The following is a 12,555-nucleotide window of genomic DNA, read 5'->3' as shown; positions in this document are numbered from 1 at the left end:
CGGCAGTCGGATGCTTGATCGCAACCCCTTGATTGAGAGTCTCTTATGTTTCCCGAAAGCTTTACCTTTTCCATCGCCGACTGGGTCAACGGTTGGGTCGATTCGCTGGTCACCAACTACGGCGACGTGTTCCGCAGCATCTCCGACACCCTGCTGTGGGCCATCGTCAATCTCGAAGGGCTGCTGCGTGCGGCGCCCTGGTGGTTGATGCTGGCAATCGTGGCAGGCGTGGCCTGGCACGCGACCCGCAAAGTCGTGACCACGTCGGTCATCGTCGGTCTGCTGTTCCTGGTGGGTGCGGTCGGTCTCTGGGACAAGCTGATGCAGACCCTGGCGCTGATGATGGTGGCGACGGTCATCTCGGTGCTGATCGGCATTCCGTTGGGCATTCTTTCTGCGCGCAGCAATCGCCTGCGTTCGGTGTTGATGCCGTTGCTGGACATCATGCAAACCATGCCGAGTTTCGTGTACCTGATCCCGGTGCTGATGCTGTTCGGTCTGGGCAAGGTCCCGGCGATTTTCGCTACCGTTATTTACGCTGCGCCGCCGCTGATCCGCCTGACCGATCTGGGTATTCGCCAGGTCGACGGTGAAGTGATGGAAGCCATCAACGCCTTCGGTGCCAACCGCTGGCAGCAACTGTTCGGCGTGCAACTGCCGCTGGCCCTGCCGAGCATCATGGCCGGGATCAACCAGACCACCATGATGGCCCTGTCGATGGTGGTGATCGCCTCGATGATCGGTGCCCGTGGCTTGGGTGAAGACGTGTTGGTGGGGATTCAGACCCTCAACGTCGGACGTGGCCTTGAGGCCGGTCTGGCGATCGTGATTCTGGCAGTGGTAATCGACCGCATTACACAGGCGTACGGTCGTGCACGGCACGAGGTGAGCAAATGAGCAACGAAGCCATCAGCAAGATCGAAGTCAAAAACGTCTTCAAGATTTTCGGCAACCGTTCCAAGGATGCGCTGGCCATGATTGGCCAGGGCAAAACCAAAGACCAGGTACTGGCCGAAACCGGCTGCGTGGTCGGCGTGAACGACCTGTCGCTGAGCATCGGCAGCGGCGAGATCTTCGTGATCATGGGCCTGTCCGGTTCCGGCAAGTCGACCCTGGTGCGTCACTTCAACCGCCTGATCGACCCCACCAGCGGCGCGATCCTGGTAGACGGCGTGGACATCCTGCAATACGACATGGACGCCCTGCGCGAATTTCGCCGGCGCAAGATCAGCATGGTGTTCCAGAGCTTCGGCCTGCTGCCGCACAAGACGGTGCTGGATAACGTCGCCTACGGCCTGAAAGTGCGTGGCGAGAGCAAGCAAGTGTGCGCCGAGCGCGCGCTGCACTGGATCAACACCGTGGGCCTGAAGGGCTACGAAAACAAATACCCGCATCAGCTTTCCGGCGGTATGCGCCAGCGTGTGGGCCTGGCTCGCGCCTTGGCGGCGGACACCGACATCATCCTGATGGACGAAGCCTTCAGCGCCCTCGACCCGCTGATCCGCGCCGAAATGCAGGACCAGTTGCTGGAACTGCAAAAGACCCTGCACAAGACCATCGTCTTCATCACCCACGACCTCGATGAGGCCGTGCGCATCGGCAACCGCATCGCGATCCTCAAGGACGGCCGGCTGATTCAGGTCGGCACGCCACGGGAGATCCTGCATTCGCCGGCGGATGAGTATGTGGATCGGTTCGTACAGCGGCGGGCGGCGGTGGTTTAAAGGTTTGCGGTGAATGGGCGGGCCTCTTCGCGGGCAAGCCTCGCTCCTACAGGATTGGCGTTTGCCTCCGAATGTGGGAACGACGCAAACCCTGTAGGAGCGAGGCTTGTCCGCGAAGAGGCCGGTAAAGCTGCATCAATATTCAGGTTGTACGCATGAGGTTGAAGATGTCCCAGGCTGAAAAAATCGTTATCGCCGACGCTCCGTTGCGCTGGCAGGATGTGGTCGCAGTCGCTCGTCACGGCGCGCAGCTCGAGCTGTCGCCCCAGATCTGGGCGCGGATCGAGAATGCCCAGGCGATCGTCCAGCGCATCGTCACCAGCGGCGAGCGTGCCTATGGCGTCAATACCGGCCTGGGCGCCTTGTGCAACGTCTCGCTCAAGGACGAACAACTCAGCCAATTATCGCGCAACACCTTGCTCAGTCACGCCTGTGGTGTCGGCGCACCCTTGGCCGACGAGCAGACCCGCGCCATCCTCTGTGCCGCCATCCTCAATTACAGCCAGGGCAAATCCGGCATTCACCGCCGGGTGGTCGAAGCCTTGCTGGCGCTGCTCAACCGCGGCATCACCCCGCAAGTGCCATCACAGGGTTCGGTGGGTTACCTGACCCATATGGCTCACATCGGCATCGCGCTGCTGGGCGTCGGCAATGTCAGCTATCGCGGGCAGATCGTTTCCGCGCAACAAGCCTTGAGCGAAGAAGGCCTGCAACCGGTGCAACTCGGTGCCAAAGACGGTTTGTGCCTGGTCAACGGCACGCCGTGCATGACCGGCCTCAGCTGCCTGGCCCTGGCCGATGCGACGAACCTGGTGCAATGGGCCGATGTGATCGGCGCCATGAGCTTTGAAGCCCAGCGCGGCCAGATCGCGGCGTTCGATGCCGAGATCATCGCGCTCAAACCGCATCCGGGCATGCAGCAGGTGGGGATCAATCTGCGGGCGTTGCTCGACGGCAGTGAAGTGATCGCCAGCAGCAAAGGCATTCGCACTCAGGATGCGCTGAGCATCCGCTCGATCCCGCAAGTGCACGGCGCGGCGCGCGATCAGCTCGAACACGCCAGAAAACAGATCGAAACCGAACTCAACTCCGCGACTGACAACCCATTGCTGCTGGGCACGCCGGACAACTTTCGCGTGATGTCCCAGGCTAATCCGCATGGCCAATCGGTTGCTATGGCGGCTGACTTGCTGGCGATCGCCATGGCCGAAATCGGCTCCATCGCCGAACGTCGGCTGGACCGCTTGGTCAATCCGCATGTCAGCGGTTTGCCGGCCTTTCTGGTGGCCAATCCGGGCGTGAACTCCGGCATGATGATCGTGCAATACGTCGCCGCTTCCCTGTGTGCGGAAAACCGCCAGTTGGCGCAACCGGCAGTGCTCGACAACTTCGTCACGTCGGGCTTGCAGGAAGACCACTTGAGCATGGGCACCAACGCCGCGCTGAAGCTGCATCGTGCGTTGGAAAACTGCACGCAGATTCTCGCCATCGAGTACCTGTTGGCGGCTCAGGCCTTTGAATTCCTGAAGGACCAACGCTTCGGCGCCGGCACCGATGCGGCGTGGCGCCTGCTGCGCGAACGTATTCGGGCCTATGACCAGGATCGTTGGCTGGCGCCGGACATCGCCAGCGCCGCGGCTGTTTTGAAAGACCCGATTTTGCTTCACAAGGCTTTACCGAACCTCAACTGATTTCCACCACACCAGCGTGCCAAGGCGCGGCCCCCCAAAAAGGTGGGAAGCGACGGACAACGGACATCTCCGGAGCGTCTGGTGAGTTAATAAAAAACTCTCAAAAGGAGAATGAATGTGACTGCGCTTAATTTGATTCCCGGCCAACTGAGCCTTGCCCAACTGCGTGATGTGTATCAGCAACCGGTCAAAATCACCCTCGACGAAAGCGCTTCGGCGCAAATCGAAGCCAGCGTTGCCTGCGTGGAACAGATCCTCGCCGAGAACCGCACCGCGTATGGCATCAACACCGGTTTCGGCCTGCTGGCCTCGACCCGCATCGCCAGCGAAGACCTGGAAAACCTCCAGCGCTCGCTGGTGCTGTCCCACGCCGCCGGTGTCGGCGAGCCGATCAGCGACGCCCTGGTGCGACTGGTCATGGTGCTCAAGGTCAACAGCCTGAGCCGTGGTTTCTCCGGCATTCGTCGTCAGGTGATCGACGCCCTGATCGCGCTGATCAACGCCGAGGTGTACCCGCACATTCCGTTGAAAGGTTCGGTCGGTGCCTCCGGCGATTTGGCGCCACTGGCCCACATGTCGCTGGTGCTGCTGGGCGAAGGCAAGGCGCGCTACAAAGGCGAATGGCTGCCCGCCACCGAAGCGCTGAAAGTCGCCGGTCTGACGCCGCTGACCCTGGCGGCGAAAGAAGGCCTGGCGCTGCTCAACGGCACTCAGGTGTCCACCGCCTACGCCCTGCGTGGCCTGTTCGAAGGCGAAGATCTGTTCGCGGGCGCCCTGGCCCTTGGCGGTCTGACGGTCGAAGCGGTGCTGGGCTCGCGCTCGCCATTCGACGCGCGCATTCATGCCGCTCGCGGCCAGAAAGGCCAGATCGACGCCGCTGCCGCTTACCGCGATTTGCTGGGCGAGCGCAGCGAAGTGTCCGACTCGCACGAGAACTGCGAAAAGGTCCAGGACCCGTACTCCCTGCGTTGCCAGCCGCAAGTCATGGGCGCCTGCCTGACTCAGTTCCGTCAGGCCGCCGAAGTGCTCGCCATCGAAGCCAACGCCGTATCGGACAACCCATTGGTGTTCGCCGCTGAAGGCGACGTGATCTCCGGCGGCAACTTCCACGCCGAGCCGGTGGCCATGGCTGCCGACAACATGGCGTTGGCCATCGCCGAAATCGGCTCCCTGAGCGAACGCCGCATCTCGCTGATGATGGACAAGCACATGTCGCAACTGCCGCCGTTCCTGGTGGCCAATGGTGGCGTGAACTCCGGCTTCATGATCGCCCAGGTGACCGCGGCGGCCCTGGCCAGCGAGAACAAGGCGCTGTCCCATCCGCACTCGGTGGACAGCCTGCCGACTTCCGCCAACCAGGAAGACCACGTGTCCATGGCCCCGGCGGCCGGCAAGCGTCTGTGGGAAATGGCCGAGAACACTCGCGGGATTCTCGCCGTGGAGTGGTTGGCGGCGGCCCAGGGTCTGGATCTGCGCGACGGTCTGAAAACCTCGCCAAAACTGGAAAAGGCCCGCGCCATCCTGCGTGCCGAAGTGCCTTTCTATGAGAAGGACCGCTTCTTCGCCCCGGACATCAATGCGGCCAGTGAGTTGTTGGCTACGCGGTGCCTGAGCGAGCTGGTGACGGCGAAGTTGCTGCCTAGCCTGTAATGGCTCCTTCTCTAATGATCGTTCCCACGCGGAGCGTGGGAACGATCATTTAGCGTCGAATAAGAATAACTAAGGACGAGAAATGCAACAGCCAGCAAAAGGTTTGAAACGCGGGCTCTCTGCCCGACATATTCGCTTCATGGCACTGGGGTCGGCGATCGGCACCGGGCTGTTTTACGGTTCTGCCTCGGCCATCCAAATGGCCGGCCCCGCGGTCCTGCTCGCTTACCTGATCGGTGGCGCGGCGGTGTTCATGGTCATGCGCGCCCTCGGCGAGATGGCGGTGCATAACCCGGTGGCCGGCTCATTCGGCCAATACGCCAGCACCTATCTGGGGCCGATGGCGGGCTTCATCCTCGGTTGGACCTACGCGTTTGAAATGGTCATCGTCGGCATGGCTGACGTGACCGCATTCGGCATTTACATGGGGTTCTGGTTTCCGGAAGTCTCCCGCTGGATCTGGGTGCTGGGCATCGTTTCGGTGGTCGGTGGCTTGAACCTGTGTAACGTCAAAGTCTTCGGTGAAATGGAGTTCTGGTTGTCGCTGCTCAAGGTCGCGGCCATCGTTGCGATGATCCTTGGCGGCTTCGGCATCATGCTGTTCGGCATCAGTAACGCGCCTGGTGCCCAGGCGACCGATATCAGCAACCTCTGGACCCAGGGCGGCTTCATGCCTAATGGGGTGGGCGGCTTGATCGCCTCGTTTGCGGTGGTGATGTTTGCCTTTGGCGGCATTGAAATCATCGGCGTTACCGCCGGTGAAGCCAAAGACCCGCAGCGTGTGCTGCCCCGGGCGATCAATGCCGTGCCGTTGCGAATCTTGCTGTTCTACGTGCTGACGATGCTGGTGCTGATGTCGATCTTTCCGTGGCAGCAGATCGGCAGCCAAGGCAGCCCGTTCGTGCAGATTTTCGACAACCTGGGGATCAGCTCGGCGGCGACCATCCTCAACATCGTGGTGATCTCGGCGGCGGTGTCGGCCATCAACAGTGACATCTTCGGCGCGGGCCGCATGATGTACGGCCTGGCTCAGCAAGGGCACGCACCCAAAGGCTTCGCCCGCTTGTCGCGCAATGGCGTGCCGTGGCTGACAGTGGTGGTGATGAGCAGTGCGCTGCTGCTGGGCGTGTTGTTGAACTACCTGATCCCGGAAAACGTCTTCCTGCTGATTGCCTCCGTCGCGACCTTTGCCACGGTGTGGGTCTGGCTGATGATTCTGTTCACCCAGGTGGCCATGCGTCGCTCCATGAGTGCCGAGCAGGTCGCGCAATTGAAATTCCCGGTGCCGTTCTGGCCCTATGCGCCGATGGCGGCGATTGCCTTCATGCTGTTCATCTTCGGCGTGCTGGGCTATTTCCCGGACACCCAGGCAGCGTTGATCGTCGGCGTGGTCTGGATTGTGTTGCTGGTGCTGGCCTACCTGACGTGGGTCAAACCGGCGGCAGGCAAGGCGGTACCGGTGGAGCAGGAACCTACTTTTTCTCATCGATAACCTAACGGAGGCCAAGGATGAAAACGCTCTGGCAACACTGCCACGTCGCAACCATGGCGCAAGGCGTCTACTCGATCATCGAGGATGCGGCCATCGTGACGTCCGGTGCGCACATTGAATGGATCGGCCCACGGGCCGAACTGCCGGCCGGCGAATACCCGGCCGTCAATGACTTGAGCGGGGCCTGGGTCACTCCGGGCCTGATCGACTGCCACACCCACACGGTGTTCGGCGGCAACCGCAGCGGCGAATTCGAGCAACGCCTGCAAGGCGTCAGTTACGCGGAAATCGCCGCAGCCGGCGGCGGCATCGCCAGCACCGTGCGCGCCACCCGCGCCGCCAGTGAAGACGAGCTGTTCGCCAGCGCCGCCAAGCGTCTGAAAAGCCTGATGCGCGATGGCGTGACCACGGTCGAAATGAAATCCGGCTACGGCCTGGACCTGGCCAGCGAACGCAAAATCCTGCGGGTGATCCGCCGTCTTGGCGCCGAGTTGCCGGTCAGCGTGCGCAGCACTTGCCTGGCGGCCCACGCCTTGCCGCCGGAATACACCGACCGCGCCGACGCTTACATCGATCACATCTGCAACGAAATGCTCCCGGCCCTGGCGGCCGAAGGGCTGGTGGATGCGGTGGACGCGTTCTGCGAATACCTGGCATTTTCGCCAGAGCAGGTCGAGCGGGTGTTCGTCGCCGCGCAGAACCTCGGCTTGCCAGTGAAGCTGCACGCCGAGCAATTGTCGTCGCTGCACGGCTCGAGCCTGGCGGCGCGCTACCACGCACTGTCCGCCGATCATCTGGAATTCATGACCGAAGACGACGCCATCGCCATGGCCAAGTCCGGCACCGTCGCGGTATTGCTGCCCGGCGCGTTTTACTTCCTGCGCGAAACCCAATTGCCGCCGATGGAAGCCCTGCGCAAACACGGCGTAAAAATCGCCATCGCCAGCGACCTCAACCCGGGCACTTCGCCGGCGCTGTCGTTGCGCTTGATGCTGAACATGGCCTGCACCTGCTTGCGCATGACGCCGGAAGAAGCGCTGGCTGGCGCGACTATTCACGCCGCCACCGCGCTGGGCATGGCCCAGACTCACGGTTCGCTGGAAGCCGGCAAGGTCGCAGACTTCGTCGCCTGGCAAATCGATCGTCCGGCCGACCTGTCGTACTGGCTGGGCGGCGACCTGGAAAAACGCGTCGTGCGTCATGGCGTTGAATCAAATCTGTAGGAGAGCGGTTGTGGATAAGGTTCTGAACTTCAAACAAGGCCGCGTGCCACTGCTGATCAGCATGCCCCACGCCGGTTTGCGTCTGACCCCGACGGTGGAAGCGGGGTTGATTCCCGACGCGAAAAGCCTGCCGGACACCGACTGGCACATCCCGAGACTTTACGAGTTTGCCGCTGAACTGGGCGCCAGCACCCTGGCGGCCGAGTACTCGCGGTTTGTCATCGACTTGAACCGGCCATCCGACGACAAACCTTTATATGTCGGCGCGACCACCGGTCTGTATCCGGCAACGTTGTTCGACGGTATTCCATTGTTCCGTGAGGGCATGGAACCCTCGGCGGCTGAGCGGGCGACGTATCTGGAACACATCTGGACGCCGTACCACCGCACCTTGCAGGAGGAGCTGGCGCGGTTGAAAGCCGAGTTCGGTTACGCGTTGCTGTTCGACGCGCACTCGATCCGCTCGATAATCCCGCACCTGTTCGACGGCAAGCTGCCGGACTTCAACCTCGGCACCTTCAACGGCGCCAGTTGCAATCCGCAGTTGGCCACACAGCTGGAAGCGATCTGCGCGAAGCACACCGATTACAGCCATGTGCTGAACGGTCGCTTCAAGGGCGGGCACATCACCCGGCACTACGGTAACCCGGCCGAGAACATTCATGCCGTGCAACTGGAGTTGGGCCAATGCACGTATATGGAAGAGTTCGAGCCGTTCCGTTATCGCCCGGATTTGGCGGCGCCGACGCAAGTGGTGCTCAGGGAATTGCTGCAAGGGCTGTTGGCGTGGGGCGAAAAGCACTACGGCGCATGATCGTTCCCACGCTCCGCGTGGGAATGCCTCTAGGGCCGCTCCGCGTTCAGTGACGCGGAGCATCACGGGCTGCATTCCCACGCGGAGCGTGGGAACGATCGGTTGAGACAGTCGCCACCGTGCAAAACACGGTCGCCACAGGTCACTTTTGGCGACTCGGCGCTGCGTAACGTGTGGGCACGGTGCACAAAGACACCGGGCCCATAACAATCTGCCGCCGAGCGAGCCTTCCCGATGAAACGACTGTTCAACCGCTGTCTGTTAATCCTCACCGGCACTGCTCTTCTGAGCACCAGCGTTTTCGCCAACGACCCCGCTTCCTGCAAGGCCGTGCGCATGGGCGTGGTCAACTGGACCGACGTCATTGCCACCAGCGGCATGGCCGATGTACTGCTCAATGGCCTTGGCTATGAAAGCAAACAAACCAGCGCCGTGCAGCAAATCATCTTCGCCGGCATCCGCGACAAACGCCTGGATATTTTCCTCGGCTACTGGAAACCGGCGATGGACAAGAATATCGCCCCGTTCGTGGCCGCCAATCAGGTGAAAGTCATGGACAAGCCGAGCCTGGCCGACGCCCAGGCGACGCTCGCCGTACCTGATTACGTGGCTGCCGCCGGCCTGAAAACCTTCGCTGACATCGCCAGGTTCAAGGATCAGTTGGGCGGCAAAATCTACGGCATCGAGCCAGGCAGCGGTGCCAACACCACCATCAAAACCATGATCGAGACCAACCGCTTCGGTTTGAAGGACTTCAAGCTGATCGAGTCCGGTGAGGCCGGGATGCTCGCCGCCGTGCAACGGGCGGTCAATCGCAAGGAGTTCGTGGTGTTCGTCGGCTGGACCCCGCATCCGATGAACATCAACATGAACATCGCTTACCTGAGCGGCAGCGAAGACGTCTATGGCCCGAACGAAGGCGCGGCGACCGTTTCCACCGTGACCGCGCCGGACTATGCCGAGCGTTGCCCGAACGTGAACCGTCTATTGGAAAACCTGACCTTCACCGCCGCCCAGGAAAGCCAGTTGATGGTGCCGATCATGGAGCGCAAGACGCCGCAGGATGTCGCCAAACAGTGGCTGCGTGATCATCCCGAAGACCTTCAGCGCTGGCTGGCGGGTGTCAGCAGTTTCGATGGCAAGGATGGCGTGGCAACCGTTCAGGCCAGTCTCAAAAATTGACTGCGCCCCCTTTGTGGCGAGGGAGGAAGCTCCCTCGCCACAGGTTATCAATCAAAAACTTCGAACTGACTGGCTGTAGTCCATGGCTTCTTATCCACTCTCTGAACAGATGGCGGCTTTCGTCGAGAAAACCCTCAGCTTCAACAGCACTGACAGCAGCCTCGCCGGTATGCGTCAGGCCTACAGCGAGATGTGCCGGGCGTTCACCCCGTCACATCCCGCGGGGCTTGAGGTGGTCGATCTCGAGTTGGCGGGTGTGGCGGTGCGCGCCTGGCAACCGCCGGTTCCGGCGCCGACCAACGGTTGGCCCTGCATTGTGTATCTGCATGGTGGCGGTTGGGTGGTGGGGGATCTGGACTCCCACGCCTTCATCTGCGCCGAACTGGCGTCGGTGCTCGGTGTGTTGGTGATCGCCGTCGATTATCGGCTGGCGCCGGAGCATCCGTTTCCGGCGGCGTTCGATGATTGCGTGAGTGTCTGGCGCGCGCTGCGCACCGGGCCATTTCAGCTCAATCCGGCGCGCACCCTGGTGGCGGGCGATAGCGCTGGCGGCAACCTCGCCGCTGCGTTGTGTCTGGCCTTGCGCGATGCCGGCGAACCGGCGCCTTGTGCACAGGTTCTGATCTATCCGGGCCTGGGCGGTGATCTCCGGTTGCCATCACGCAGCGAATGCGCCGACGCGCCATTGCTTGGCAGCAGCGATCTGGATGGTTATCACGCGCTGTACTTGGGCGGTATCCGCCAGCCAACGGCCTATGCGATGCCATTACTCGCCGACAATTTCAGCGGTCTGCCGCCGGCGTTGATCGCCGTGGCGCAGTTCGACCCGCTGCGCGATGATGGCGTGCTTTACGCCGAGCGACTCAACACCGCTGGCGTGAATGCAACGCTTTACTACGGCGAGGGGCTGATTCACGGCTGTTTGCGGGCGCGGGGGCAGGTCGCCGAGGTCGATCGACTCTACGAAGCCCTGCTTGGCTATTTGGCTGAGCAGACGGGCTGACAGATTCTGACGCTGCAAGGGCATGCTCATTGAAGTAATTCGGGTTTATGATGCCGGACGGCAGAATAATAGAAGTCCCCACAGGGATGACCTCGACCCCTTACGGAGCGCGCAATGCAGACTTTGTACCCGCAGATCAAACCCCACGCCCGGCACGATCTGGCCGTCGATAAAACTCACACGCTGTATGTCGACGAAAGCGGTTCACCGGAAGGTTTGCCGGTAGTGTTCATCCACGGCGGCCCCGGCGCCGGGTGTGATGCGCAGAGCCGCCGGTATTTCGATCCGAACCTGTATCGCATTGTCACCTTCGACCAGCGCGGTTGCGGTCGCTCCACCCCCCACGCCAGCCTTGAGAACAACACCACCTGGGATCTGGTCGCCGACCTCGAGCGGATTCGCAAACACCTGGGCATCGACAAATGGGTGCTGTTTGGCGGTTCCTGGGGGTCGACCCTGGCCCTGGCTTACGCACAAACCCATCCGGAACGTGTGCACGGTCTGATTCTGCGCGGGATTTTTCTCTGCCGCCCCCAGGAAATCGAGTGGTTCTACCAGTGTGGCGCCAGTCGTCTGTTTCCCGATTACTGGCAGGACTACATTGCGCCAATCCCGCTGGACGAGCGCGACGACTTGCTCACGGCGTTTCATAAACGCCTGGTCGGCAACGACCAGATCGCCCAGATGCATGCGGCCAAGGCCTGGTCCATCTGGGAAGGCCGCACCGCGACCCTGCGTCCGAACCCGCTGGTGGTCGATCGCTTCTCCGAACCCCAGCGTGCGTTGTCCATCGCCCGCATCGAATGCCACTACTTCACCAACAATGCTTTCCTCGAGCCGAATCAACTGATCCGCGACATGGGCAAGATCGCCCATTTGCCCGGCGTCATCGTCCATGGTCGCTATGACGTGATCTGCCCGCTGGACAACGCCTGGGAACTGCATCAGGCCTGGCCGAACAGCGAACTGCAGGTGATTCGCGACGCCGGCCATGCAGCGTCCGAGCCGGGGATCACCGATGCATTGGTACGCGCCGCCGATCAGATGGCCCGTCGCCTGCTCGACCTGTCGCCTGACGAAGCATGAAGGGCCTGCTGCAGCGCGTGCGTGGCGCGCGAGTCGAGGTCGCGGGAGAGGTGGTTGGCGCGATAGATCAGGGGTTGCTGGTGCTGGTGGCGGTCGAGCCCGATGACACGCAGGCCAGCGCCGACAAACTTCTGCATAAGCTGCTTAACTATCGAGTATTCAGTGACGCCGAGGGCAAGATGAATCTGTCCCTGGCGGACGTGGGCGGCGGGTTGTTGCTGGTCTCGCAGTTCACCCTGGCCGCCGATACCAAAAACGGGTTGCGTCCGAGTTTTTCGACGGCGGCCCCTCCGGCCTTGGGCGAGGCGCTTTTCGACTATCTATTGGGCAACGCGAAACAGGTGCATGGCACTGTGGCATCAGGTAGATTCGGCGCGGATATGCAGGTGCACCTGGTCAATGATGGCCCGGTAACCTTCCTGTTACAGACGTGAAAGCGCTTGAAACTTCTTTTTAAGGGCGTTTCGGCTGAAAACAGGTGCTTTTCCCGATAAATACTTGCTTGCCCCTGATGCGTTGTAACGCGGCCTACTAGATAATCGCGCGCTACGGGGATCAGCGTTCGTTGGTCCATTTTGACTTAGGTAGAGACTTGTCCGGGACCTGTTGGGGAATCATTTTGCCCCATGGGAGTCGGAACAATGCTCGCCAACTTGGCAAGAGTGGCTCGCAGGGTCGGTTTTTTCCACC

11 protein-coding genes are annotated in these 12,555 nt (G+C 61.5%); all 11 read left to right on the top strand.

Features of this window, described 5'->3' with window-relative positions; translation table 11 throughout:
• Positions 1-45: 45 nt before the first annotated feature.
• The 11 genes from HCU66_RS02015 (at position 46) to dtd (ending at position 12,299) form a co-directional block, all read left to right on the top strand.
• Positions 46-897 (top strand): ABC transporter permease, encoded by an 852-nt coding sequence (locus HCU66_RS02015; RefSeq protein WP_008025264.1) that lies wholly within the window; start codon positions 46-48, stop codon positions 895-897.
• Positions 894-1,724: a quaternary amine ABC transporter ATP-binding protein gene (locus HCU66_RS02010; RefSeq protein WP_205886815.1), complete on the top strand. Its 831-nt coding sequence runs from the start codon at positions 894-896 to the stop codon at positions 1,722-1,724. The genes HCU66_RS02015 and HCU66_RS02010 overlap by 4 nt, the downstream gene beginning before the upstream one ends.
• A gap of 167 nt (positions 1,725-1,891) precedes the next feature.
• On the top strand, positions 1,892-3,415 hold the full coding sequence (hutH, locus tag HCU66_RS02005) for a histidine ammonia-lyase (protein ID WP_205886813.1): 1,524 nt from the start codon (positions 1,892-1,894) through the stop codon (positions 3,413-3,415).
• A 111-nt stretch (positions 3,416-3,526) separates the two neighbouring features.
• On the top strand, positions 3,527-5,065 hold the full coding sequence (hutH, locus tag HCU66_RS02000; protein WP_205886811.1) for a histidine ammonia-lyase: 1,539 nt from the start codon (positions 3,527-3,529) through the stop codon (positions 5,063-5,065).
• 82 nt (positions 5,066-5,147) lie between these two features.
• Positions 5,148-6,557 (top strand): amino acid permease, encoded by a 1,410-nt coding sequence (locus tag HCU66_RS01995; protein WP_205886809.1) that lies wholly within the window; start codon positions 5,148-5,150, stop codon positions 6,555-6,557.
• Positions 6,558-6,574: 17 nt separating this feature from the next.
• Complete coding sequence (hutI, locus tag HCU66_RS01990) at positions 6,575-7,780, top strand: imidazolonepropionase (RefSeq protein WP_205886807.1); 1,206 nt, start codon at positions 6,575-6,577, stop codon at positions 7,778-7,780.
• A gap of 10 nt (positions 7,781-7,790) precedes the next feature.
• The gene (hutG, locus tag HCU66_RS01985; protein ID WP_205886805.1) at positions 7,791-8,594 is read left to right on the top strand and encodes an N-formylglutamate deformylase; all 804 of its coding nucleotides are present in this window, start codon (positions 7,791-7,793) and stop codon (positions 8,592-8,594) included.
• 234 nt (positions 8,595-8,828) lie between these two features.
• Positions 8,829-9,776 carry a choline ABC transporter substrate-binding protein gene (locus HCU66_RS01980; RefSeq protein WP_205886804.1) on the top strand — a complete coding sequence of 316 codons (948 nt, stop codon included), beginning with the start codon at positions 8,829-8,831 and terminating at the stop codon, positions 9,774-9,776.
• Between the two features lie 82 nt (positions 9,777-9,858).
• Positions 9,859-10,779: an alpha/beta hydrolase gene (locus tag HCU66_RS01975; protein WP_205886802.1), complete on the top strand. Its 921-nt coding sequence runs from the start codon at positions 9,859-9,861 to the stop codon at positions 10,777-10,779.
• Positions 10,780-10,893: 114 nt separating this feature from the next.
• A complete protein-coding gene (pip, locus tag HCU66_RS01970; protein WP_018929173.1) occupies positions 10,894-11,865 on the top strand; it encodes a prolyl aminopeptidase in 972 nt (323 codons plus the stop codon).
• Positions 11,862-12,299: a D-aminoacyl-tRNA deacylase gene (dtd, locus tag HCU66_RS01965; RefSeq protein ID WP_205886800.1), complete on the top strand. Its 438-nt coding sequence runs from the start codon at positions 11,862-11,864 to the stop codon at positions 12,297-12,299. The genes pip and dtd overlap by 4 nt, the downstream gene beginning before the upstream one ends.
• Positions 12,300-12,555: the final 256 nt, after the last annotated feature.

It is taken from the genome of Pseudomonas frederiksbergensis (assembly GCF_017114915.1).
Classification (GTDB): domain Bacteria; phylum Pseudomonadota; class Gammaproteobacteria; order Pseudomonadales; family Pseudomonadaceae; genus Aquipseudomonas; species Aquipseudomonas frederiksbergensis_I.
Note: the sequence above shows the minus strand (reverse complement) of the source record. Positions and strands in the feature narration are given on the sequence as shown.